Source organism: Escherichia ruysiae, assembly GCF_031323975.1.
Classification (GTDB): Bacteria; Pseudomonadota; Gammaproteobacteria; order Enterobacterales; family Enterobacteriaceae; genus Escherichia; species Escherichia ruysiae.
Genome location: NZ_JAVIWS010000001.1, coordinates 622,624 through 647,412 on the forward strand (window position 1 = coordinate 622,624; position 24,789 = coordinate 647,412).

General features: G+C 50.9%; 22 protein-coding genes, 2 tRNA genes and 2 other RNA genes. 11 read left to right on the forward strand and 15 right to left on the reverse strand.

All coding sequences use genetic code 11. From position 1 onward, the window contains the following. Positions 1–84 precede the first annotated feature (84 nt). Both rssB and rssA read right to left on the reverse strand, forming a co-directional pair. Positions 85–1,098 (reverse strand): two-component system response regulator RssB, encoded by a 1,014-nt coding sequence (gene rssB, locus RGV86_RS03205; RefSeq protein ID WP_000193438.1) that lies wholly within the window; start codon positions 1,096–1,098, stop codon positions 85–87. A gap of 86 nt (positions 1,099–1,184) precedes the next feature. Next, on the reverse strand, positions 1,185–2,096 hold the full coding sequence (rssA, locus tag RGV86_RS03210; protein ID WP_010344798.1) for a patatin-like phospholipase RssA: 912 nt from the start codon (positions 2,094–2,096) through the stop codon (positions 1,185–1,187). 112 nt (positions 2,097–2,208) lie between these two features. On the opposite strand from rssA, the gene RGV86_RS03215 reads away from it, so the two are divergent. The 6 genes from RGV86_RS03215 (at position 2,209) to RGV86_RS03240 (ending at position 4,270) form a co-directional block, all read left to right on the forward strand. After that, positions 2,209–2,667 carry a YchJ family protein gene (locus tag RGV86_RS03215; protein ID WP_016158404.1) on the forward strand — a complete coding sequence of 153 codons (459 nt, stop codon included), beginning with the start codon at positions 2,209–2,211 and terminating at the stop codon, positions 2,665–2,667. Between the two features lie 49 nt (positions 2,668–2,716). Then, a complete protein-coding gene (purU, locus tag RGV86_RS03220) occupies positions 2,717–3,559 on the forward strand; it encodes a formyltetrahydrofolate deformylase (protein ID WP_000555850.1) in 843 nt (280 codons plus the stop codon). Between the two features lie 159 nt (positions 3,560–3,718). After that, positions 3,719–3,803 (forward strand) — tRNA-Tyr (locus RGV86_RS03225). Between the two features lie 44 nt (positions 3,804–3,847). Beyond that, a non-coding RNA gene (locus RGV86_RS03230) (RtT sRNA) lies at positions 3,848–3,977 on the forward strand. 33 nt (positions 3,978–4,010) lie between these two features. Next, positions 4,011–4,095, forward strand: a tRNA-Tyr gene (locus tag RGV86_RS03235). Positions 4,096–4,138: 43 nt separating this feature from the next. Beyond that, positions 4,139–4,270: non-coding RNA, RtT sRNA (locus tag RGV86_RS03240), on the forward strand. Positions 4,271–4,421: 151 nt separating this feature from the next. On the opposite strand, the gene narI is transcribed toward RGV86_RS03240, so the two are convergent. From narI to narK, 5 genes are all read right to left on the reverse strand, one after another. Next, positions 4,422–5,099, reverse strand: coding sequence for a respiratory nitrate reductase subunit gamma (narI, locus tag RGV86_RS03245; RefSeq protein WP_001160110.1), 678 nt, complete (start codon positions 5,097–5,099; stop codon positions 4,422–4,424). Then, positions 5,099–5,809, reverse strand: a complete 711-nt coding sequence (narJ, locus tag RGV86_RS03250; RefSeq protein WP_000571678.1) for a nitrate reductase molybdenum cofactor assembly chaperone — start codon at positions 5,807–5,809, stop codon at positions 5,099–5,101. The genes narI and narJ overlap by 1 nt, the downstream gene beginning before the upstream one ends. Then, on the reverse strand, positions 5,806–7,344 hold the full coding sequence (gene narH, locus RGV86_RS03255) for a nitrate reductase subunit beta (RefSeq protein ID WP_000702656.1): 1,539 nt from the start codon (positions 7,342–7,344) through the stop codon (positions 5,806–5,808). The genes narJ and narH overlap by 4 nt, the downstream gene beginning before the upstream one ends. Next, entirely contained in the window at positions 7,341–11,084 is a 3,744-nt protein-coding gene (locus tag RGV86_RS03260) for a nitrate reductase subunit alpha (RefSeq protein ID WP_000032861.1), read from the reverse strand. Before RGV86_RS03260 ends, narH begins: the two co-directional genes overlap by 4 nt. A gap of 392 nt (positions 11,085–11,476) precedes the next feature. Further along, positions 11,477–12,868, reverse strand: coding sequence for a nitrate transporter NarK (narK, locus tag RGV86_RS03265; protein ID WP_016158408.1), 1,392 nt, complete (start codon positions 12,866–12,868; stop codon positions 11,477–11,479). Positions 12,869–13,206: 338 nt separating this feature from the next. Here narK and narX point away from each other — a divergent pair, with 338 nt between their 5' ends. Both narX and narL read left to right on the forward strand, forming a co-directional pair. Further along, positions 13,207–15,003, forward strand: a complete 1,797-nt coding sequence (gene narX / locus RGV86_RS03270; protein ID WP_000918092.1) for a nitrate/nitrite two-component system sensor histidine kinase NarX — start codon at positions 13,207–13,209, stop codon at positions 15,001–15,003. Then, positions 14,996–15,646 (forward strand): two-component system response regulator NarL, encoded by a 651-nt coding sequence (gene narL, locus RGV86_RS03275; protein WP_000070495.1) that lies wholly within the window; start codon positions 14,996–14,998, stop codon positions 15,644–15,646. Before narX ends, narL begins: the two co-directional genes overlap by 8 nt. Here narL and RGV86_RS03280 read toward each other — a convergent pair whose 3' ends face one another. Then, positions 15,647–17,041, reverse strand: coding sequence for a YchO/YchP family invasin (locus RGV86_RS03280; RefSeq protein WP_085460787.1), 1,395 nt, complete (start codon positions 17,039–17,041; stop codon positions 15,647–15,649). It lies immediately after the preceding gene. 183 nt (positions 17,042–17,224) lie between these two features. Here RGV86_RS03280 and ychN point away from each other — a divergent pair, with 183 nt between their 5' ends. After that, complete coding sequence (gene ychN / locus RGV86_RS03285; protein ID WP_001169665.1) at positions 17,225–17,578, forward strand: DsrE/F sulfur relay family protein YchN; 354 nt, start codon at positions 17,225–17,227, stop codon at positions 17,576–17,578. A gap of 55 nt (positions 17,579–17,633) precedes the next feature. Here the strand turns inward: ychN and chaC are convergent, their stop codons facing one another. Beyond that, a complete protein-coding gene (chaC, locus tag RGV86_RS03290) occupies positions 17,634–18,329 on the reverse strand; it encodes a glutathione-specific gamma-glutamylcyclotransferase (RefSeq protein WP_010351803.1) in 696 nt (231 codons plus the stop codon). A gap of 157 nt (positions 18,330–18,486) precedes the next feature. Continuing rightward, the gene (gene chaB, locus RGV86_RS03295) at positions 18,487–18,717 is read right to left on the reverse strand and encodes a putative cation transport regulator ChaB (RefSeq protein ID WP_001146436.1); all 231 of its coding nucleotides are present in this window, start codon (positions 18,715–18,717) and stop codon (positions 18,487–18,489) included. 268 nt (positions 18,718–18,985) lie between these two features. On the opposite strand from chaB, the gene chaA reads away from it, so the two are divergent. Together chaA and RGV86_RS03305 are read left to right on the forward strand one after the other, a co-directional pair. After that, the gene (chaA, locus tag RGV86_RS03300; protein WP_000180147.1) at positions 18,986–20,086 is read left to right on the forward strand and encodes a sodium-potassium/proton antiporter ChaA; all 1,101 of its coding nucleotides are present in this window, start codon (positions 18,986–18,988) and stop codon (positions 20,084–20,086) included. A gap of 406 nt (positions 20,087–20,492) precedes the next feature. Then, positions 20,493–20,600 carry a type I toxin-antitoxin system toxin Ldr family protein gene (locus tag RGV86_RS03305; RefSeq protein ID WP_000170965.1) on the forward strand — a complete coding sequence of 36 codons (108 nt, stop codon included), beginning with the start codon at positions 20,493–20,495 and terminating at the stop codon, positions 20,598–20,600. A 148-nt stretch (positions 20,601–20,748) separates the two neighbouring features. On the opposite strand, the gene kdsA is transcribed toward RGV86_RS03305, so the two are convergent. Genes kdsA through prfA form a run of 5 tightly spaced genes read right to left on the reverse strand, consistent with a single transcriptional unit; the run spans position 20,749 to position 24,756 of the window. Next, positions 20,749–21,603, reverse strand: a complete 855-nt coding sequence (kdsA, locus tag RGV86_RS03310) for a 3-deoxy-8-phosphooctulonate synthase (RefSeq protein ID WP_000811058.1) — start codon at positions 21,601–21,603, stop codon at positions 20,749–20,751. 35 nt (positions 21,604–21,638) lie between these two features. Then, positions 21,639–22,448 (reverse strand): invasion regulator SirB1, encoded by an 810-nt coding sequence (sirB1, locus tag RGV86_RS03315; protein ID WP_001257033.1) that lies wholly within the window; start codon positions 22,446–22,448, stop codon positions 21,639–21,641. A gap of 3 nt (positions 22,449–22,451) precedes the next feature. Beyond that, on the reverse strand, positions 22,452–22,844 hold the full coding sequence (sirB2, locus tag RGV86_RS03320; RefSeq protein ID WP_000200410.1) for an invasion regulator SirB2: 393 nt from the start codon (positions 22,842–22,844) through the stop codon (positions 22,452–22,454). After that, positions 22,841–23,674, reverse strand: a complete 834-nt coding sequence (gene prmC / locus RGV86_RS03325; protein WP_085460789.1) for a peptide chain release factor N(5)-glutamine methyltransferase — start codon at positions 23,672–23,674, stop codon at positions 22,841–22,843. The genes sirB2 and prmC overlap by 4 nt, the downstream gene beginning before the upstream one ends. Then, on the reverse strand, positions 23,674–24,756 hold the full coding sequence (gene prfA / locus RGV86_RS03330; protein ID WP_000804726.1) for a peptide chain release factor 1: 1,083 nt from the start codon (positions 24,754–24,756) through the stop codon (positions 23,674–23,676). The genes prmC and prfA overlap by 1 nt, the downstream gene beginning before the upstream one ends. Positions 24,757–24,789 lie beyond the last annotated feature (33 nt).

Below are 24,789 nucleotides of genomic sequence, written 5' to 3' on the forward strand. Positions count from 1 at the left end.
GACAATTACTTATACGAATGGCGACGATAGTACCACCAGCAGACATTAGCAGGTAATGCAATTTTATCCCAAATTATCGTTTGCTCAATTCGCAGACAGCATCAAACGTAGCCTTCCACCAGCGCCCCAAATTTGGCATTGCCAGGCATCACATCTCTGACTCAATTGATTCAAATAAGTGTTGCCTAATGTTCCTAACGGAACGCCATTACTGATTTGAATCTGGTGTTCACCCGCATTCAACGTCGCATTCAAGCCTGCGGATACCAGAATGAGATTTTTTAATTCACGATGATAATAGCCGACTAATAGAGGAAATTGACCGGGCAGATTGGCCTGGCGTAGTAAATGGTTTACCTGCTTCAATAACGCGCCTAACTCAGGCAAAGGTTGATTCTGGTGCGCAAGCTGTTCCTGTAATAAGCCATTAAACAACGCACGTAATAACAAGGCTGCAAGGACGCCATTATGTCCAGCACGGGTTACATCAAGGCAATAAAAAGCCAGATCGTTTTCCGAAAGTGCAGCAATATCAAGTACCAGACCAGGTTTATCAACAGCAACGAGTTGGCGATAATTAACCCGACAATGGGAAATCTCCTGCTGAACCGGTGGTTGTAATTCTTGCAATAATTTCGCGGCGGCTGTCGGATTATCGACCATTGCATCCCAATCGCGAAAAAGCCTTTCTTCTTCCTCAACCCTGGAGTTAAACATGCTGGGATACAGGCAAGCAAAAACCATCTCACGCAAGCGATTAAGATCTTTAACTGGTTTCAGCAAAACATCTTCCACACCCAGCCGTAATGCTTTCGCAATATCTGCCATATTTTCCGTAGCAGAAATCACCAGAACCGGGGTTTGGTCTCCCCGGTTGCGTATATGTTCCAGCAGTTTTAAGCCGTTCATTCTTGGCATTGCAATATCACATATCATCAGATCGGGTGTAAAACCTCCCAGTAGCTCAAGGGCATCCACCCCATCAGCCGCCAGTACTGTTGTTGCTCCCAATGAGGAAAACCATGAATCCAGAAGCGAGCGAAAGACTGGCTCATCTTCAACTATGAGAATCTGTTTTCCGACCAATGGCTGCGTCATGTTCTCTCCCCTGACTGGCTTTATTCAATAGTGACATGCTATTGCCATCAGTGCCTGTCAGAATTAACTTAAGTGTAGATAAAAAATCAGGTCAAAACGTTGGTTCGAACCAGCGGTAAAAGTTCATCCATTTTCTTCTCTACCGCTAATTGTCCTGCCGCAATGGCAGCATTTGCACGATGAAAATCCAGAGTGGATATCTGCGGGCATAAAGGTTGAATCAGAATATCAGGCGGATCCCCAGCCATACGGTTTCGTTTAAGACGGTTTTCCAGCACCTGGATAGACGTGGTCATAATCTCTGTTGCGGTTGGCGCAGTCACTGCCCGACGTGCCGTTATACTGCCTAATCGTTCTTTCAGACGCGCATGCCACGGGAGAGGATCGTCGTTCTCGCCATTATCTTCACTGACATTAAATGAAAGGAGATCTTGTTGCATTAAATGAGCATCGTGCTGCAGATCGACCGCAATCACAATATCAGCGCCCATCGCACGCGTGAGGGAAATAGGAATCGGATTAACAACTGCGCCATCAACCAGCCAATAGCCGTTATGAGCGACCGGCGCCATCAGGCCGGGGATGCTGCATGATGCACGAATAGCAAGATGGAGGTCGCCTTCGGTAAACCAGAGTTCTCGCCCCGTGCTTAAATTAGTGGCAACCGCAGCGAAACGGCGTGAACAATTTTCGATCTCTGTTTCCGGCATTATTTCGCGGTACTGGTTGAACACACGCTCACCGCGCAACAATCCACCACGCTGCCAGGAAAGATCCATCAGCCGTAAAACATCCCAATAGCTAAAAGAGGTAACCCACTGTTCAAGCGCGGTCAGGCGATCGCATGCAAAAGCAGCGCCCACCAGCGAACCGATTGAACATCCAGCGACGATATCTATTTCAATGCCCATTTTTTTAAGCGCGTTAATGACGCCAATATGCGACCATCCTCGCGCCGCGCCAGATCCTAGCGCCAGCCCTATTTTTATCTTTCTCATTGTTCCTGAAGGCTTCCCCTGGAATGCAGCCGTAGCCACATCGCTACTGCTCGGTTAACATAGTGCTACGCAGGCGATTAATACGCCGTTATTGTTTCCAGGGAGATTATTTGTGTCTGAGCTTTGTCCCTGTGGTAGTGCTGTCGAGTATAGCCTATGTTGCCACCGTTATGTGTCTGGTGAAAAGGTCGCACCTGATCCAGAACATCTCATGCGTTCGCGTTACTGCGCTTTTGTGATGCAGGACGCAGATTATTTAATTAAGACCTGGCATCCGTCCTGTGGCGCAGCGGCGTTACGTGCCGAATTGATTGCCGGATTTGCGCATACCGAATGGTTAGGGCTGACCGTATTTGAGCGTTCATATCACGAAGGAGATAACGTAGGTTATGTTAGCTTCGTTGCTCGATTTGCCGAACAGGGTAAAACAGGAGCGATAATTGAACGTTCGCGATTTTTGAAAGAAAACGGTCAGTGGTACTATATTGACGGTACACGTCCACAGTTTGGCCGCAACGATCCCTGCCCTTGTGGTTCAGGTAAAAAATTTAAAAAGTGCTGCGGCCAATAATGGTTGACGGTACGGTTTAGCAAACACTCTCAACAAGGTTTTTCCAGCAATGCACTCACTCCAACGAAAAGTTCTGCGTACTATTTGTCCGGATCAAAAAGGTCTGATCGCGCGCATTACGAATATTTGCTACAAGCACGAGTTAAATATCGTGCAGAACAATGAATTTGTTGATCATCGTACCGGACGCTTTTTTATGCGCACGGAACTGGAAGGCATTTTTAATGATTCGACCCTGCTGGCGGATCTCGATAGCGCATTGCCGGAAGGCTCTGTGCGCGAACTAAATCCCGCCGGTCGTCGCCGGATAGTCATTCTGGTCACTAAAGAAGCGCATTGCCTTGGCGATCTGCTGATGAAAGCCAATTACGGTGGACTGGATGTGGAAATCGCGGCAGTCATCGGCAACCACGATACCTTGCGTTCGCTGGTTGAACGTTTTGATATTCCATTTGAACTGGTCAGCCATGAAGGATTAAGTCGCAACGAGCACGATCAAAAGATGGCGGATGCCATTGATGCTTATCAGCCTGATTACGTTGTGCTGGCGAAGTATATGCGCGTATTAACGCCGGAATTTGTGGCGCGCTTCCCGAATAAAATTATCAATATTCACCACTCATTCCTGCCGGCGTTTATTGGGGCTCGTCCGTATCATCAGGCCTATGAACGCGGCGTGAAGATAATTGGCGCAACGGCACACTATGTAAATGACAATCTGGATGAAGGTCCAATCATTATGCAGGACGTTATTCATGTGGATCACACTTATACAGCCGAAGATATGATGCGGGCAGGTCGTGACGTCGAGAAAAACGTATTAAGCCGCGCCCTTTACCAGGTTTTGGCGCAACGTGTGTTTGTTTACGGTAACCGGACGATTATTCTTTAATCGCCAGCAAAAAGAACTGGTTGCCTTTAATCCGTTACGGATGAAAATTACGCAACCAGTTCATTTTTCTCAACGTAACGCTTTACAGCAGCGTGTCATTTGGTATGATGCGCCCCGCTTCCCAATGAGGGAGCAGGCCAGTAAAAAGTATTGCCCCGTGGTGGGGTTCCCGAGCGGCCAAAGGGAGCAGACTGTAAATCTGCCGTCATCGACTTCGAAGGTTCGAATCCTTCCCCCACCACCATTATTCACCACAGCGATGTGGTAACTTCGGTGAGATTGTTAATCTTTGCACTCATCGAGGAAGGGTGAGAACCTTCGATTAAGGTTCGACTCGAGCGAAAGCGAGAGAACGTTGCCGCAGGCAACGCCCCAAAGGGTGAGGAGCGAAGCGACGAATAATCCTTCCCCCACACCATCTTCAGCATTACCTACAATTTGATTTTCCCCTGGTGGGGTTCCCGAGCGGCCAAAGGGAGCAGACTGTAAATCTGCCGTCATCGACTTCGAAGGTTCGAATCCTTCCCCCACCACCATTATTCACCACAGCGATGTGGTAACTTCGGTGAGATTGTTAATCTTTGCACTCATCGAGGAAGGGTGAGAACCTTCGATTAAGGTTCGACTCGAGCGAAAGCGAGAGAACGTTGCCGCAGGCAACGGCCCGAAGGGTGAGGAGCGAAGCGACGAATAATCCTTCCCCCACCACCATTACTTCCTGAAAATACTCTTCTAAACCAATTTACTAACCATTTATTTCTTGTTGTCACACAGAATTCGTCATGCCTGTTTTTAGGTCTGCACACTTTTACACAAAACAAAAAACCCCGCCGAAGCAGGGTCTATGTGAACTAAATTTCGCTTAGTGGCGAGCACGCACCAGCTGATATTTTCGTGTCAGATACTCCACCGGTACGCTCCAGATGTGCACCAGACGCGAGAACGGGAACAGCAGGAATAACGTCATCCCCAGCACCAGGTGCAAACGGAAAATAAACGCGACACCATCAAGGTGCTGAGAAGCGCCACCGTGGAAGGTCACTACCGACTGCGCCCAGCCAACCAGTTTCATCATCTCGCTACCGTCCATATGCTGAGCGGAGAACGGAATGGTCAGCAGCCCCAGCGCACACTGGATAACGAGCAGCGACAAGATCAGGATATCCGCTCCGGTAGTCGTTGCACGCACGCGCGGGCTGAACAGGCGGCGTTTTAGCAACAGCACACCGCCAATCAGGCACAGCACGCCGCTGGCACCACCAGCAAACATCGCCATTTTCTGTTTCACTTCAATCGGCAACCACGCTTCATACATCCAGTGCGGCGTCAGCATACCGAAGAAGTGACCGACAAAAATCCCCAGAATTCCGATATGGAACAGGTTAGACGCAAGGTTCATCCCTTTGCGATCCAGCATCTGGCTGGACGCCGCGCGCCAGGTGTACTGCCCGTAGTCATAGCGCAGCCAGCTACCAATCAGGAAGACCGCCCCGGCAATGTACGGGTAGATATCAAAGAAGAACATATTCAGGAATTGCATTAGTGCTGTCCTCCGGTGGTGATATTCAGATATTGCGGCGCGACGGCACCGGCAAAGCGACGCTGATGAGCAGTGATTGCCGAATCACCGCAGCCTTTGTCAGCAAAGAATTTAACCTGCTCTTCTTCCCAGACAGCATCCAGCGCCTGCGGCGTATCATCGCGCGCTTCATCGGCAATTTTTTCCGCCACTTTGTCGCTGTCGATAGCGGTATTCGCCAGTTTCAGCAGCAGATCAAACAGCACTGCATAACGGCTTTCACGCTGTTGCAGACGAGCACTTAGCAACGCCAAAATCGGCGCGATATCTTTCAAACCTTCCACGGCTTCGCTTTGCGGCAGCTGCGCCAGGTACTCCAGATACAGCGGCAGATGATCCGGCAGTTCACGACTGTTTAACTGCAAGCCGTGCTGCTCGTACTGCGCCAGCAAATCCACCATCGCCTGACCACGATCGCGGGATTCGCCGTGCACATGTTCAAACAGTAACAGCGACGTGGCACGACCACGGTCGAACAGTTCGCTGTACTGCGCCTGAGCGTCCAGCGGATCCATCGCAGTTAAATCGCGCAGGAAAATGCCCAGCGCATGGGCATCCTCTTTTGACAGATTTTCCGACGCGGCAATCGCCTCAAACATCTCTTGTTGATGCTGCCATAAGGCAGCATCCGGATATTCAAGGAGACGCGATACAATCACGAGTTCGATCATGGATGCGGCTCCGTTTTACTGGTCACGTCGATGGCATCGATACGACGGCTGTTGAACAGATTGAATTTGGTATCTGAACCGTGGCAGCCGTCACCAAAGGTAAAGCCGCAACCATTTTTCTCCGGGAAGGCTTCCCGCGCCAGTTCACGATGGCTGCTCGGCACCACAAAGCGATCTTCATAGTTTGCAATCGCCAGATAACGGTACATCTCCTGTGCCTGGGCTTCGGTCAGGCCGACCTCTTCCAGCGCACGGGTATCAACTTTACCGTCAACGGTTTCAGCTCGTTTGTAATGACGCATTGCCAGCATACGTTTCAACGCGAGCAGTACCGGTTGGGTATCACCGGCGGTCAGCAGATTCGCCAGGTACTGAACCGGGATACGCAGGCTTTCTACGTCTGGCAAAATGCCGTTGTTGCCCAGTTCGCCCGCGTCTGCCGCAGACTGAATCGGTGACAGAGGCGGCACGTACCAGACCATCGGCAATGTGCGATATTCCGGATGCAGCGGCAGCGCCAGTTTCCATTCCATCGCCATTTTATACACCGGCGACTGTTGTGCGGCTTCAATAACGCTCAGCGGAATACCGTCTTTAATCGCTTGCTCAATGACTTTCGGATCGTTCGGATCGAGGAACACTTCCAGCTGACGCTGGTAGAGATCTTTCTCGTTCTCGGTGCTGGCTGCACGTTCAATAGCGTCGGCATCGTACAACAACACGCCAAGATAACGGATACGACCCACACAGGTTTCTGAGCACACCGTCGGCTGACCGGCTTCAATACGCGGATAGCAGAAGATGCACTTCTCAGATTTACCGCTCTTCCAGTTGAAGTAGATTTTTTTGTACGGGCATCCGGTGATGCACATACGCCAGCCACGGCATTTATCCTGATCGATCAGTACGATGCCATCTTCTTCACGTTTGTAGATAGCCCCGCTCGGACAGGTCGCCACACATGCCGGGTTGAGGCAGTGTTCGCACAGACGCGGCAAATACATCATGAAGGTGTTTTCGAACTGGCTATACATCGCCTTCTGGATGTTGTCGAAGTTCTTGTCTTTCGCCAGTTTGTCAAACTCGCCGCCCAGGTCATCTTCCCAGTTCGGCCCTTTTTCGATTTTCGCCATCCGTTCGCCAGTAATCAGCGAACGCGGACGGGCAATCGGCTGCGATTTGCTGCCTTCCGGCGCGGTATGCAGGTTCTGATAATCAAAATCGAACGGCTCGTAATAATCGTCGATCCCCGGCAAATGCGGGTTGGCGAAGATTTTACCCAGCAGCATCGCGCGGTTACCCATACGCGGTTGCAGTTTGCCGTTGATTTTACGGATCCAACCGCCTTTGTATTTTTCCTGGTTTTCCCAGTCGGTCGGGAACCCCTGACCCGGCTTGGTTTCCACGTTGTTGAACCACGCGTACTCAACGCCTTCGCGGCTGGTCCAGACGTTTTTACAGGTAACTGAACAGGTGTGGCAGCCGATGCACTTATCGAGATTCAGCACCATGCCGACTTGTGAACGAATTTTCATTTTACGCTCTCCTGTACCTGGTCATTGCCTTCGCCATCTAACCAGTCAATGTTCTTCATCTTACGCACTACAACAAACTCATCGCGGTTAGAACCTACGGTGCCGTAGTAGTTAAAGCCGTATGCTAGATGGGCATAGCCACCGATCATATGCGTCGGTTTCGGCGTGATACGGGTGACCGAGTTATGAATCCCCCCACGCTGCTGCGTGATTTCCGAACCCGGCAGGTTAACGATACGTTCCTGCGCGTGGTACATCATGGTCATCCCTGCCGGAACACGCTGGCTGACAACCGCACGGGCAGTCAGCGCACCATTGCTGTTGAAGACTTCAATCCAGTCGTTGTCGGCAATACCCAAATCTTTAGCATCGGCTTCGCTCAGCCAGACCACCGGACCACCGCGACCTAAAGTCAGCATCAGCAGGTTGTCGCTGTAAGTGGAATGGATCCCCCACTTCTGGTGCGGCGTCAGGAAGTTCAGAGCTTTTTCCGGGTTACCGTTAGATTTCTGTCCCATCACTTCTTTCACCGAACGGGTATCGATCGGCGGACGATAAACCAGCAGGCTTTCACCGAAATCACGCATCCACTGATGATCCTGATACAGCTGCTGACGACCAGAGAGCGTGCGCCACGGAATTAGCTCGTGAACGTTGGTGTAACCGGCGTTGTAAGAAACGTGTTCATCTTCCAGACCAGACCAGGTCGGGCTGGAGATAATTTTGCGCGGCTGTGCCTGAATATCGCGGAAGCGGATCTTCTCGTCTTCTTTATTCAGCGCCAGATGCGTATGGTCACGACCGGTAAACTCGCTCAGTGCCGCCCAGGCTTTCACGGCTACCTGACCGTTGGTTTCCGGTGCCAGCGTCAGGATCATCTCTGCCGCATCAATTGCGGTGTTGAGCATTGGCTGGCCTTTCGCCGGGCCTTCAGCCTTGGTGTAGTTGAGCTTACGCAGCAGATCCATCTCACTCTGGGTGTTCCAGGCAATCCCTTTACCGCCGTTACCGATTTTCTCCATCAGCGGGCCGATAGAGGTAAAGCGTTCGTAAGTGGCCGGATAATCACGCTCAACCACCATAATATGCGGTGCGGTTTTACCTGGGATCAGATCGCATTCGCCTTTTTTCCAGTCTTTCACATCCAGCGGCTGCGCCAGTTCGGCGGCGGAGTCGTGCTGGATTGGCAGCGTAACGATGTCGGTTTCTTTACCCAGATGACCGACGCACACTTCGGAGAATTTCTTCGCGATGGCTTTGTAGATTTCCCAGTCGCTTTTCGCTTCCCAGGCCGGATCGACCGCCGCAGACAGCGGGTGAATAAACGGATGCATATCCGAAGTATTCATGTCGTCTTTTTCGTACCAGGTCGCCGTCGGTAAAATAATGTCGGAATAGAGACAGGTGCTCGACAGACGGAAGTCCAGCGTCACCACCAGATCCAGCTTGCCTTCCAGACCGTTATCCTGCCAGTCCACTTCTTCCGGCTTCACGCCGCCCTGCTGCCCCAGATCTTTACCCTGGATACCGTGTTCCGTCCCCAGCAGGTACTTGAGCATAAACTCATGACCTTTACCGGAAGAGCCCAGCAGGTTAGAACGCCAGATAAACAGGTTACGCGGATGGTTTTTGCCGTTTTCCGGCTGTTCCGCAGCAAAACGGATTGAACCCTCTTTCAGGGATTTCACCGTATAGTCCACCGGATTCATCCCCGCTTTTTCTGCTTCACGAGCGATAGTCAGCGGGTTAGTGCCTAACTGCGGCGCAGACGGCAGCCAGCCCATACGTTCTGCACGAACGTTGAAGTCGATCAGGTGTCCGGTATAGCGGGATTTATCCGCCATCGGCGACAGCAGTTCTTCCGCAGTCACGGTTTCATAACGCCACTGGCTGGAGTGGTTATAGAAATAAGAAGTGCTGTTCATGTGACGCGCCGGACGCTGCCAGTCAAGGGCAAACGCCAGCGGCTGCCAGCCGGTTTGCGGACGCAGTTTTTCCTGACCTACATAGTGCGCCCAGCCGCCCCCGCTCTGACCGACACAGCCGCAGAAAATCAGCATGTTGATCAGACCGCGATAGTTCATGTCCAGGTGATACCAGTGGTTCAGCCCCGCACCGACGATAATCATTGAACGACCGTGCGTCTTATCAGCGTTGTCGGCAAATTCACGGGCAATGCGGATAATCTGGCTACGAGAAACACCGGTGATCTGCTCGGCCCAGGCCGGGGTGTAGGCTTTCACGTCGTCATAGCTGGTTGCGCAGTTAACGTCGTTCAGACCACGCTCCAGGCCGTAGTTTGCCAGCGTCAAATCATAAACGGTGGTCACCAGTGCGGTGCTGCCATCAGCCAGTTGCAGGCGTTTTACCGGCAGCTTGTGCAGCAGAATGTTTTCCAGCTCCACTTTGTTGAAGTGTTCCGTGCCGTCGCCGCCAAAGTACGGGAAGCCCACTTCGGCAATCTCATCCTGACTACCCAGCAGACTCAGTTGCAGCTCGGTTTCTTCGCCGGTTTTGCCGTCGCGCTGCTCAAGATTCCATTTGCCCTTCTCGCCCCAACGGAAACCGATCGAACCGTTCGGCGCAACCATTTCACCTTGCGTATTAAAGGCGACGGTTTTCCATTCCGGGTTGTTTTCCTGACCCAGCGAATCAACCAGATCGGCGGCACGCAGCATACGACCCGCAGCGTAATAACCGTCGCGCTCTTCCAGCATTACCAGCATCGGCATGTCGGTGTAGCGACGCACATAATCGGTGAAATACTGGCTTGGGTTATCGAGATGGAATTCACGCAGCATCACGTGACCCATTGCCAGCGCCATTGCTGCGTCGGTGCCCTGTTTCGGTGCCAGCCACAGATCGCACAGTTTGGCGATTTCAGCGTAGTCCGGCGTGACGGCAACGGTTTTGGTGCCTTTGTAACGCACTTCGGTAAAGAAGTGAGCGTCCGGGGTACGGGTCTGCGGAACGTTAGAGCCCCAGGCGATGATATAGCTGGAGTTGTACCAGTCAGCGGATTCCGGTACGTCAGTTTGCTCGCCCCAGGTTTGCGGAGACGCAGGAGGCAGGTCGCAGTACCAGTCGTAGAAGCTTAAGCAAGTACCGCCAATCAGCGAAAGATAGCGAGCACCTGATGCGTAAGAAACCATCGACATTGCCGGAATTGGCGAGAAGCCAGCGACACGATCCGGGCCGTAGTTTTTGATGGTGTAAACGTTAGACGCGGCGATCAGTTCGTTCACTTCCTGCCAGGAAGAACGAACAAAACCACCGCGTCCACGCGCCTGCTTAAAGCTTTTCGCTTTATCGGCGTCTTCGATAATAGAAGCCCATGCCTCAACCGGATCGCTATGCTGCGCCTTCGCTTCACGCCACATTTTCATCAGGCGTTTGCGCATCATCGGGTATTTCAGACGGTTGGCGCTATAGAGATACCAGGAGTAGCTGGCACCGCGCGGGCAGCCGCGAGGTTCATGGTTTGGCAGATCCGGACGAGTACGCGGATAGTCAGTCTGCTGGGTTTCCCAGGTCACCAGACCGTTTTTAACGTAGATTTTCCAGCTGCAGGAGCCGGTGCAGTTTACCCCGTGGGTAGAGCGGACAATTTTGTCATGCTGCCAACGCTGGCGATATCCATCCTCCCAGTCACGGTTGGTATCGAGAAGCTGGCCATGCCCATCGGCAAAGGTATCACCCTTCTGTTTGAAGTAGCGAAACCGGTCCAGGAATTTACTCATCGGTTTTCTCCTGTGGGAGCCTGTCGGCTCTCTGATAAATCGACATTGCTAATGTTTAAAACGAAGGTAACGCTCTGAAACGTCGTGGGAATTGATAACGATCAAGAGTGGTGGGGATGAAAAATAAAGTAAATTCCTAATATACCTCTTTGGGGTAATTGATATTTATTATCCAACTTATTGTAAATTAATGTTTTTTACATCCAATGTCATTTAATCACTTCGGATTTTTATACAGATGGGTATTAAGGAGTATCCCCCATGGATGACATATTAATGGTGCTTAATTGACGCCGTTGAAATAATCATCTCTCTATAAGTATGTTGTAACTAAATGACAAATAAAAAAAGCGCGACATTATGCCGCGCAAAGGATAATCAAATATTACGATTTATTTTTTAGAATGTCGACCATATACCGCCCAGGTAATTACTACGCAGGCGATATAGAAAATCAAAAATACTTTCATTGCACCGACTGGCGACCCTGTTAATGCCAGTGAGCTACCGAACGCTTTCGGGATAAAGAAGCCACCGATAGCGCCAATCGCGGAGATGAAGCCCAGCGCCGCCGCAGTGTCGGTTGCCGCTTCACGCATGGCACGTTCGTCAGAACCGCCTTCTGCTTTCACGCGATCCATCGTCAGTTTACGGAAGATCACGGAAATCATCTGGAAGGTGGAGCCACTACCCAGCCCCGCCGTCAGGAACAGCGCCAGGAAGACCGCAAAGAATGCCATGAAGTTTCCGCCTTGCCCGTCAGTCGGTAAGGTGAGGAACAGCAGGCCACTGAAAATCGCCATCAGCACGAAGTTCACCAGCGTGACCCGAGTACCGCCGAGACGGTCGGACAATGCTCCCCCCGCAGAACGCGCCAGTGCGCCAATAAACGGCCCAAAGAAGGCGTAGTGCAGGATCTGTACATCCGGGAACTGCGTTTTTGACAGCATGGCAAAACCCGCAGAGAAACCGATGAAGGAACCGAAGGTTGCCAGATACAGCAGGCTCATAATCCACAGATGACCCCGTTTGAGTACTGGCAACTGCTCCTTGATAGAGGCTTTCGAGGTAGCAAGGTCGTTCATGCCAAACCATGCTGCAATGGTGAAGATGGCGAGGAACGGCACCCATACCCAGGACGCGTTAGCCAGATACAGCTCGGTGCCATCCGGCTGTGTTACGCCCTGGCTGCCAAATGCAGCAAAAATTGACAGTGATACCACCAGCGGAGCAACCAGCTGCATGACGCTAACGCCCATGTTGCCCAGACCACCATTCAGCCCCAGTGCACCACCCTGCTTCTGCTTGGGAAAGAAGAAGCTAATGTTTGCCATACTGGATGCGAAGTTCGCGCCAGCAAAGCCGCACAGCAGAGAAATAATGATGAATACGCTGTATGGCGTAGTGGTGTCCTGCACGGCAAAACCCAGCCAGACGCAAGGAATAATGAGAATGCCGGTGCTGAACGCCGTCCAGCGACGACCACCGAAGATTGGAACCATAAAGGAGTATGGCACACGCAATAATGCGCCAGAAACCGAAGGTAGTGCGGTCAAAAGAAACAGCTGATCGGTCGTAAAATTAAAGCCGACTTTCGGTAAATTTACCGCGACGGCACTGAATAACATCCATACACAAAACGCCAGTAGCAGACAGGGAACGGAAATCCACAGATTGCGGCTGGCTATACGCTGGCCGCGCTGTTGCCAGAACGCAGGATCTTCCGGTCGCCAATCAGTAATGACAGCTCCAGTAGCCCTTTCGGGGGCGGATGAGTGACTCATAGACACCTCTGATACTCGTTTCGATGTCTGCCACCTTAGTGTCTGTAGCCAAAGGTAATTTGATGTAAATCAAACGATAAGATAACTTTATCTATCATTGATATTTATGATTACCCATAGTGAGTACGGAGATTTCATAAAAATTATGAGATTTTTCACAGTACTGTAAAATCCCTACCCTTACTGATGTAAATCGACTAACCACACGACAAATAAGGAGTAACTCTTTCCAGGTATGGGTATACTTCAGCCAATAGCCGAGAATAACGCCATTCCAGAATGTATCGTCACATTCATTAAGGTTATTGCTCATTCAAAGCCTGAAGGAAGAGGTTTACATGCTTAAACGTTGTCTCTCTCCGCTCACCCTGGTTAATCAGGTTGCGCTTATTGTTTTGCTTTCTACCGCTATTGGACTGGCGGGGATGGCGGTTTCTGGCTGGCTGGTACAAGGCGTTCAGGGCAGCGCCCATGCTATTAACAAAGCGGGATCGCTGCGTATGCAAACTTACCGGCTACTGGCGGCAGTACCATTAAGCGAGAAAGACAAGCCCTTAATCAAAGAGATGGAACAAACGGCATTTAGCACCGAATTAACTCGAGCAGCAGAACGAGACGGGCAACTGGCGCAATTACAGGGTTTGCAGGATTACTGGCGCCATGAGCTGATTCCTGCGCTGCTACACGCACAAAGCCGCGAAACGGTGTCGGCTGACGTCAGCCAGTTTGTCGCCGGGCTTGATCAGTTGGTGTCTGGTTTTGACCGCACCACAGAAATGCGCATTGAGACGGTCGTACTGGTTCATCGGGTGATGGCTGTGTTTATGGCACTTCTGCTGGTATTTACCATCATATGGCTGCGGGCACGGCTGCTACAGCCGTGGCGGCAATTGCTGGCGATGGCGAGTGCCGTCAGCCATCGCGATTTTACCCAGCGGGCGAATATCAGCGGGCGCAACGAAATGGCAATGCTCGGAACGGCACTGAACAATATGTCTGCGGAACTGGCGGAGAGTTATGCCGTACTTGAGCATCGGGTACAGGAGAAAACCGCCGGGCTGGAGCATAAAAATCAAATACTCTCGTTTTTGTGGCAGGCTAACCGTCGTTTGCATTCTCGCGCCCCACTGTGTGAACGCCTGTCACCTGTACTCAACGGATTGCAAAATTTAACCCTGCTGCGTGATATCGAACTGCGTGTATATGACACTGAAGATGAAGAGAATCATCAGGAGTTCACCTGCCAGCCGGATATGACCTGCGACGACAAAGGCTGCCAACTCTGCCCGCGCGGGGTATTACCCGTTGGTGATCGCGGCACTACCCTGAAATGGCGACTGGCAGATTCCCATATGCAGTACGGCATTTTGCTGGCGACCCTGCCTCAGGGGCGCCATCTGAGCCATGATCAACAGCAACTGGTGGATACGCTGGTCGAACAATTAACCGCCACTCTGGCGCTGGATCGCCATCAGGAACGCCAGCAGCAGTTGATCGTGATGGAAGAGCGTGCCACCATTGCGCGCGAACTACATGATTCTATTGCCCAATCTCTCTCTTGTATGAAGATGCAGGTGAGTTGTTTACAGATGCAAGGCGACGCACTGCCAGAAAGCAGCCGCGAACTGTTAAGCCAGATCCGTAACGAACTGAATGCGTCATGGGCGCAGTTGCGTGAGTTGCTCACCACATTCCGTTTGCAGCTCACAGAACCGGGATTACGCCCGGCACTGGAGGCAAGTTGTGAAGAGTACAGCGCCAAATTTGGCTTCCCGGTGAAGCTGGATTACCAGTTGCCACCGCGTCTGGTGCCCTCGCATCAGGCAATCCATCTGTTGCAAATTGCCCGTGAGGCATTAAGTAACGCCCTCAAACATTCGCAAGCGAGCGAGGTCGTTGTGACGGTGGCGCAAAACGATAATCAGGTCAAACTGACCGTCCAGGATAACGGCTGCGGGGTGCCTGAAAATGCCATCCGCAGCAATCACTACGGCATGATAATTATGCGTGACCGTGCGCAAAGTCTGCGTGGCGACTGTCGCGTCCGCCGTCGTGAATCAGGTGGCACCGAAGTGGTGGTCACTTTTATTCCCGAAAAAACTTTCACAGACGTCCAAGGAGATATCCATGAGTAATCAGGAACCGGCTACTATCCTGCTGATCGACGATCACCCGATGCTGCGAACTGGCGTAAAACAGCTTATCAGCATGGCCCCCGATATCACTGTGGTTGGCGAAGCGAGCAATGGCGAGCAGGGTATTTTACTTGCGGAATCTCTCGATCCTGATCTGATTCTGCTTGATCTGAATATGCCCGGCATGAACGGTCTGGAAACGCTGGATAAACTACGCGAAAAATCTTTATCCGGTCGCATTGTGGTATTCAGCGTCTCTAATCATGAAGAGGACGTCGTCACCGCGCTGAAACGCGGCGCAGATGGTTATCTGTTAAAAGATATGGAGCCGGAAGATCTGTTGAAAGCGTTACACCAGGCTGCAGCTGGTGAAATGGTATTAAGCGAGGCGTTAACCCCTGTTCTGGCCGCCAGCCTGCGTGCTAACCGCGCCACGACTGAACGCGACGTCAACCAGTTAACGCCGCGCGAGCGCGATATTCTGAAACTGATTGCTCAGGGCTTACCGAATAAGATGATCGCCCGTCGCCTGGACATCACTGAAAGCACGGTCAAAGTGCACGTGAAGCACATGCTGAAAAAAATGAAGCTTAAATCTCGTGTGGAAGCCGCAGTATGGGTGCATCAGGAACGTATTTTCTGATTATGGTTCCCAGCGCAGTTCGTCCTTTGCCATTTCATCGAAAGGTTCGGCAAGCGTTAGCGTGATCTCATTGGAAGAGACACGCTGTCCCTGGTTATCTTCCACCACCACCGACAAGCGCCATCGATTGGTCGCCTCTTCTCCACTTTGCCAGTCCGGCACGATCAGCGTCCAGCCATCCGCACTATTGGCTGTGGCTCCCGATGTCAGACTTAACATCTGTGTATCCCCTTGCCAGATCAATTGTCGAATACCGTAACGACTGTGGATTTGTAATTTCAGCGGCACCGTTTCACCAGGTTTAAGATCCCAGGGGGGCGTCGCCAGAAATACCGTTAAGGTTTTACGCTGATGATACTCAATGACCGGCAGATTATTCCGCTGCGGATTGTCATAGCGACTGCCGCGCAACGACTGACTCTCAGCAACTTCGCCAGCAGAAAGTTGTTTGTTTAGTGGCACACCAAAGCGGTAGTTAATATTCAGCCCGAGATTATTTTGGCTTTCTCCACTTTCGCCTTGTTTATGCTGAGCGGTCATAGTAACGAGTGGAACAGGGGTGTAATTAAGCCCCAGACTCATGGCGACAGGATTATGATAACCCGTACCAGAATTAAACAGATCGACACGCTGACCAAAATATTGTTCGAGGCTGACACTGGTGTTGAGATGCTGGTAAAACGGCATTCGCATCCGGGCAGTCAGATCATAACCACGTGCCATACGCTGCTCGAGCGAGGCAGTCTGTTCATGCCATGAGGCAAAAGGCTGATAATAATTTGCCGACAGACGCAGATATTCTCCCCAGGCTTCAGCGCCAACCCCTGCCCGCTGAAGATTTTCATCTAACAAGTTGTCATAAAACGTGTTGTATCCCATCAACCATGTGCCATGCCTCCAGCGTTGACCAATGCCAAGGTTACTTACCAGACCATCGTCCTGCTGGGTGAGCCCAAGTTGGCTCCATGTAAGATAACGCTCGTTATCCTGCAACGGTACAAACCAGCTCCCCCGGCTGCCGGTAAAATGCCCTTCGTTATCCACTTTAACGTCAACACTGGCGTTCCCCCACGGCGAAAGCCAGGACTCCACATGTTGATTAACCTGCTGACTGAGCGCATCACGGACTTTTCCCAGCGCGAAGGCTTTTGCCTGTTCGCCTGTATCCTGACCGTTATCAGTCATACTGGTTTCACCAAAATCTTTCACGATTTCGGCGAAGTGTTTTTCACCGTCATGATTTTCCGGTGCCATTCCTAAGTCCGGCAGACCATCCTTATCGTTATCAAAAGGATTTACCGATTGCTGCTCAACGGATGGCTGTGCGCTAGCTATACCGCCTGCCAGCAGCAAGAGTAAATAAAGTGGGGTAACACGAGAGACGATACGGCTCAAAACGTCAGTAATTTCCGGTAAAAATGAACACCCATTACTTTATAGAATAACGATTACTGGTAACTTTTCTCGTACTTTCTCATGCTTTATGGAAAATCCTAAAAATGTGGCAAATTGGTCAGACAGCGTAAAAGCAGTAAGATAGAAGTCGAAAATCTAATTATCTGAATACAGGAGTGAGTAATGCAAAAAATCGTGATCGTTGCCAATGGCGCGCCCTACGGGAGCGAATCCTTATTTAATAGCCTGCGGCTGGCCATTGCGCTACGGGAACAGGAGAGCAACCTGGATCTGCGTTTGTTTCTGATGTCTGATGCGGTAACTGCCGGATTACGCGGACAAAAACCGGGGGAAGGCTACAATATTCAGCAAATGCTCGAGATCCTCACTGCACAAAATGTGCCTGTGAAATTGTGCAAAACCTGCACCGATGGTCGCGGTATCAGCCCACTTCCGCTGATTGATGGAGTTGAAATTGGCACACTGGTCGAACTGGCGCAATGGACGCTGGTTGCCGATAAAGTGCTCACGTTTTAATTGCAGTATGGGGCGCTCAAGGTTACAGAAACGCCCCGCTGTGATAACAGTTTCATCAGGCAAAACCGGGCCGTAAGACACCATCCGGGAAATTCTCCGCCAGCAGTTTTTTCACCGACACCAGTAAATCATTCAGCCCGTCATCCTGCATCCCCAGTTTGTTGAGCTCTTGTTCCAGAGAAAATAAATACTGTGCATTGGTTCCAAGTGGACCACTCGCCGCAGCAATCAACGGAGCAATCACCTGAGCTCGGGTATCGGACTCATATTCAGGATGGCGCGGATCCATAATAAACACCAGCGCGTTGACTGTGCGCCCGTCATCAAGATCAAGCTGACACCAGGTTGGCAGATAGCAGCCGGTAATCATCTCCCGCTTCCACAGCAAGGTCAGTTCCTGCTCCAGCGTCTCTTCCGGCAAGCGATACGCCACTCCCGTGGTGCGGCCGCCCTCTTTCAGAGCAAGCATTCTTCCCGGCTGGTGTGCCGTCCCCCTTCCGGCGGTCAGACGCAGACAGAACGCCCGGTGCCACCCAACCAGCGTACCGGTACAGGACTCGATAAACTCCAGCGCCGGATTCCACATCAACGATCCATAACCGAAGATCCACACCGCCCCCTCATCAGGACGACAAGCCAGCGTAGCTGCCAGCGAGGCTGCCCGCTGTTCTGCCGACCATAAGAGTGATTCTTCAATAGTGCCAAATGCCGTTTTACAATCGGCATTCATCAAGAAATCCCGCGTTATCACCTTATACCTCCGCCACTGCATACTTCCCTGCGACAACTTTTTGGTGTCTTCCAGACATTTTTACTGCTCATTTTGGAACCATTACCGGGACAATATGCAATCTGCAGACCACTTGCAAGGCGACGCCGCACGAATAGCTTTAACTCATCACCGGGAGTTATAACTTTTTATGCCATTTATCATCACTCCCTTTAGCATATTCATGTTTCACTGCTGCCCAGGCCACTTTATGCGCTGTCTCCTCCCGACTGGCATCATCACGCCGATCTTCTTTATCTTTATATTGATCCCAGGCGCTGTTGAATGCCTCTTTATAGATATCCTGGGCATGGGACGGTAGAACGTGTTTTACATTTTCCGGCAGATCGCTTTTTGTTTTATACGGCATTGTTGACTCCTTTTTTAAAGGTGAACTTTAAGTGTGGTCAACAATATCCACGCTTGCCAGCATATAAGACTTTTCACGTCAGACTCTTCTTAAGAGGTGCTAATACAAACATTGTCTAAACACGTTGATTATTTTTATACCCCAAAGAGTAAAAAAGCGACAGCGGGGTAAAATTTCGTAAAATGTTACCGATATCCAGACACTTTCTGTTATTTTTTCTGCCTATTTATTACATTTTCGACAAATTCATCTGCAAAGGATAACCATAATGACAAATGCTCACGAGGCGGTAAAAACCCGCCACAAGGAGACCTCGCTTATTTTCCCGGTTCTGGCGCTGGTAGTGCTGTTCCTGTGGGGAAGCAGTCAAACACTACCAGTGGTCATAGGCATCAATCTTCTTGCGCTTATTGGTATTTTAAGCAGCGCCTTTAGTGTTGTCCGTCATGCGGACGTATTAGCCCATCGACTGGGGGAACCTTATGGCTCTCTTATTCTTAGCCTTTCCGTGGTTATTCTTGAAGTCAGTTTGATATCAGCCTTAATGGCGACCGGCGATGCGGCGCCGACGTTAATGCGAGATACACTCTATTCAATCATTATGATTGTTACTGGTGGACTGGTTGGTTTTTCATTACTGTTGGGCGGGCGCAAATTTGCCACCCAATATATGAATCTGTTTGGTATTAAACAGTATTTAATCGCCCTGTTTCCATTGGCAATTATTGTGCTGGTATTCCCGATGGCTCTGCCTGCGGCGAATTTTTCAACTGGTCAGGCGTTGCTGGTGGCATTAATTTCCGCAGCAATGTACGGCGTATTTTTGCTAATTCAGACCAAAACGCATCAGAGTCTGTTTGTCTATGAACATGAAGATGACAGTGATGATGACGATCCGCACCATGGTAAACCGTCTGCCCATAGCAGCCTGTGGCATGCCGTCTGGTTGATTATCCATTTAATTGCGGTGATAGCGGTTACCAAAATGAACGCCAGTCCGCTGGAAACACTGCTCACCAGCATGAATGCTCCGGTGGCCTTTACCGGTTTCCTGGTGGCGCTATTGATTCTTTCGCCGGAAGGCTTAGGGGCGTTAAAAGCGGTATTAAACAACCAGGTCCAGCGCGCGATGAATCTGTTCTTTGGTTCGGTGTTAGCAACCATTTCACTTACCGTACCTGTCGTCACGCTGATCGCCTTTATGACAGGCAATGAATTGCAGTTTGCGCTTGGTGCGCCAGAAATGGTGGTGATGGTAGCCTCTTTGGTGCTGTGCCATATCTCCTTCTCCACCGGACGTACTAACGTACTCAACGGCGCGGCACATCTGGCTCTCTTTGCCGCCTATTTGATGACAATATTTGCCTGACATTGATATCTCCCCCTGGCGGCGGAAGCTGGGGGAGATAATAAAAATACCTGCCCGGTTCCTTTCTTCAGTTATTCTGAACAATTCGTCAGACATAATTGCGAGCCTGCACCACAACATGCAAGAAAGCACTGCAACAGTTGATGAAAAGCTGGAATGTACTCTTCATTACGAACGTTTCAGTGGTGAAGTAAAGAAGGCTTGAGACGTAGTATCCACACCAAGCCGGCGTTATCCGGTGAGGCGCAATGTTGCGGGGGCTTTATCCCTGGTGGCATTGGTTGCTGGAAAGAGAAAACCCCCGCACGTTGAGAGGTAAAACCTGACAACAGAACGGGGGCTAATCTTGAACCATCAACAATTCAAGAATAGCCGCAAAATGTTGTCATTACAACAAGGCGGCTATATGACGCTCGCGCAGTTTGCCATGACTTTCTGGCACGACCTGGCAGCACCGATCCTGGCGGGAATTATTACCGCAGCGATTGTCAGCTGGTGGCGTAACCGGAAGTAAGGCGAAAACGGGCGTCAGGCTGCCGTGATGGCAATATGCGCCCGAAACCGGCCGCAGGGGTAACAGCCTGTGGCCTTTTTTGTATCTGGCACCCATGAAAAAAGTCTTAACGCAGAACGCTAACACTTTATTTTTCAAGCAAAAAAGATTACTTGCTGGTATCCAGTTCTTCGAAACCTTTCACCAGATCATCAATCGCTTTCATCTGCTTGAGGAACGGTTCCAGTTTAGCCAGCGGCAGCGCGGATGGGCCATCACATTTCGCATGTTCCGGATCCGGATGAGCTTCAATAAACAGCCCCGCCAGACCTACCGCCATACCGGCTCGTGCCAGCTCAGCCACCTGAGCACGACGACCGCCGGAAGCAGCGCCAAACGGATCGCGGCATTGCAGTGCGTGGGTCACGTCAAAAATCACCGGCGAGTTACCAGACACTTTCTTCATAATGCTGAAACCCAGCATATCGACAACCAGGTTGTCATAGCCAAAGTTAGCGCCGCGATCGCAAAGAATCACTTTATCGTTGCCGCCTTCTTTGAATTTATCAACGATGTTACCCATCTGACCCGGGCTGACAAACTGCGGTTTCTTGACGTTAATTACCGCACCGGTTTTCGCCATGGCTTCCACCAGGTCAGTCTGACGAGCGAGAAATGCCGGTAACTGGATCACATCCACAACATCAGCAACTGGCTGTGCCTGGCTTGGTTCGTGAACGTCGGTGATAATTTTCACGCCAAAAGTTTGCTTCAATTCCTGGAAGATTTTCATCCCTTCTTCCAGGCCCGGTCCACGATAAGAGTGGATAGAGGAGCGGTTGGCTTTGTCAAAAGAGGCTTTGAACACGTAAGGGATACCCAGTTTCTGGGTCACGGTTACGTAGTGTTCGCAAATGCGCATCGCCAGATCGCGAGATTCCAGCACGTTCATACCGCCAAACAGCACGAACGGCAGGTCATTTGCTACGTTGATGTCGCCAATGCTAACCACTTTTTGTTTCATAGGATCGCCTTAATCTTAAGTAAAATGTCGATTAATTAATGCAGCACAATATGTTTATGCGCGATGTTATTAATTTGCGCACGAATCATTTCGCTGATCGGGTCTTCCGGACACTGTTCAACGAAATAACTTAAATCATTTAACGCAACGTGTTCGCAATCCAGTTGCGCGTAAATCAACCCACGATCGCGAATTTCATACGGATCTTCAGGGTTGAACTGTAATAAGGCCTCGCTGGTGCGTAATGCCAGTTCCATCTGATTTTCTTCCATCAGCGACGCTTTCAGCGTATCCAATAGTTTGCGGATAACCTCAATGTTATCGGCTTCATCCAGGTCTTCATAAAACAGTTCCGCCGACGGGCTGATATTTCCCTTTAACCATACATCCAGCATATGTTCGCTTAACGATTCACCGTTAAAAGGGTTAATCAACCAAATTTCGCCATCCGGACATTCAATGCGCAATATAAGCTGCGTCGGGAAAATCACCGGCATCAGCGGCAAATCGAGACGATTAGCGACCCACACCAAAACGGCGCCTAATGATACCGCACTGCCCTGCCGATTTTTTAACACCTGATCCAACCATAGTGCATCGGAAAGACGATAAACACCGCGTGAGGCTTTAAATCCCCATTCGCCGTAAAACAGCGCGATCAATTTTTCCAGCTGCTCTTCTAAAGGCAGAAGCTGGCTAATTTCTTCCTTCGCCAGATTAACGAGACGCTCCAGTTCGTCGTATACATCTTGCGAGGGAAAATCGCGGCGGATTGCTTCGCAAGCCAGGATCATGCCTTCGCACAGCGGCGCTTTATTAAATTCGAAATCAGCTAACGATCTCATGACTTACCCCAGTAACGGTACTTTTGTGGTGGCGAGTTTAATGATGATGTACAGCACCACCAGCGCCAGCGGGAAGGCAATAATGCGCACCTGCTGACTGTGCACCCGACGATAATCGAGAGCAATAAAACCCAAAACGATATAAATGATAACTCCAAACAGCTTTTCAGTCAGCCATTGTGCCTGCCCGGAAAATGGCAGGATGTGCGCTTTAGCCATTAGCGCCACGCCGCTTAACAATAACACCGTGTCAATAACCGGCGGCGCAATGCGCGTCCAGCGAGCAAATGCCTGAGGATGCTCCTGATAACGTAGCCAGAAACGTAAGGTTAATAGCCCAACAGAAAGCGCAACGCTAATGAGATGAACGCTAAGCAGCGTAGTAAAACTTGTCATCGATAATAGCGACCAAGCGTCACGCGCTCGTTATCACCGTAGTCCCGGCAGGTTTCGACATCACGATAACCCGCCTGCATAAATGCCTGTCGAACCACTTCCCCTTGCTGCCAGCCATGTTCCAGAAGCAGAAAGCCGCCGGATACCAGCGCGTTACGCGACTGTTCGACGATATGCACGATGTCTGCCATTCCACTGTCTGCCGCAACCAGCGCAGTGAGCGGCTCAAAGCGGACATCGCCTTGTTGAAGATGTGGGTCCTGCTCGTCAATATACGGCGGATTGCTGACAATCATCGCAAACTGCTGCCCGGCTAGCGCGCTAAACCAGTCGCTTTGCAGAATGTGGATATTTTTGATCGCCAGATGCTGGGCATTACGTTGTGCCAGGGCGACGGCATCGGGCATACGATCTACAGCGGTAATTTCGCAGTCCGGGCGCTCGCTAGCCAGCGCCAGCGCAATTGCCCCGGTGCCCGTACCGAGATCGAGAATACGGCAAGACTGTTCAGGTAACCGATCCAGTGCCTGCTCCACCAGACATTCCGTGTCAGGACGGGGAATTAAGGTCGCTGGCGAAACAAATAACGGCAACGACCAAAATTCACGCACACCGGTTAAATGAGCAATAGGTTCACCTGCACGACGACGCGCCAGCAGTACGTCGAGTTGCTCACACTGCGCGTCAGTCAGCTGCGTTTCGCCAAAGGCGAGAATAAAAGTACGCCCCTTGCCGGTAACATGCTCCAGCAGGATTTCAGCATCGCGCCGTGGGCTTTCGCTCGCCTGAAGTTGGGTTATTGCGTCACGTAACCAGTGTTGATATTCCATTATTCTTGCTCGGACAACGCCGCCAGTTGGTCAGCCTGATGTTCCTGGATAATCGGTTCAATTAGCATATCCAGCTTACCTTCCATCACTTCATCCAGACGGTAGAGCGTCAGGTTGATACGGTGGTCAGTGACGCGCCCCTGCGGGAAGTTGTAGGTACGATTACGATCGCTGCGATCGCCACTGCCCAGCAGGTTACGACGGGTAGACGCCTCCGCCTGCTGGCGTTTTGCCATTTCTGCTGCGTGGATGCGAGCACCAAGTACAGAAAGTGCTTTAGCTTTGTTTTTATGTTGTGAACGTTCGTCCTGACATTCAACAACAATACCGGTTGGTAAGTGAGTAATACGGATTGCCGAATCGGTGGTGTTAACGTGCTGCCCCCCTGCCCCTGAAGAGCGGAAAGTATCAATGCGCAAATCTGCCGGGTTGATGTCCGGCAGTTCTGCGTCAGGCAGCTCTGGCATTACCGCAACGGTACAAGCAGAAGTATGAATACGACCTTGCGATTCCGTAGCAGGAACACGCTGCACGCGATGACCGCCAGATTCGAATTTCAGGCGACCATACACACCATCGCCACTGATTTTGGCGATGATCTCTTTATAGCCACCATGCTCGCCCTCGCTGGCGCTCATGATTTCCACGCGCCAGCGACGGGCTTCTGCGTAACGGCTATACATACGGAACAGATCGCCTGCAAATAATGCGGCTTCATCACCACCAGTTCCGGCACGCACTTCGAGAAAGGCGTTGCGTTCGTCATCAGGATCTTTTGGCAGCAAGAGAACCTGAAGTTGTTGTTCCAGTTGTTCGCTTTTTTCTTTAGCTTCACGCAGTTCATCCTGCGCCATCTCACGCATTTCAGGATCGTCGAGCATCATCTGTGCGGTTTCGATATCTTCCTGAACCTGTTGCCAGTCGGTGAAACAGCGCGAAACATCACTTAACTGCGCATATTCACGAGATAATGCGCGAAAACGTTCCTGGTCAGCGATGGTTTGCGCATCACCCAGCAGCGCCTGAACTTCTTCATGGCGTTCATGCAGGGCTTCCAGTTTGGCAACGATAGAAGGCTTCATAGGCGTAAATGCACCCTGTAAAAAAGAAAATGA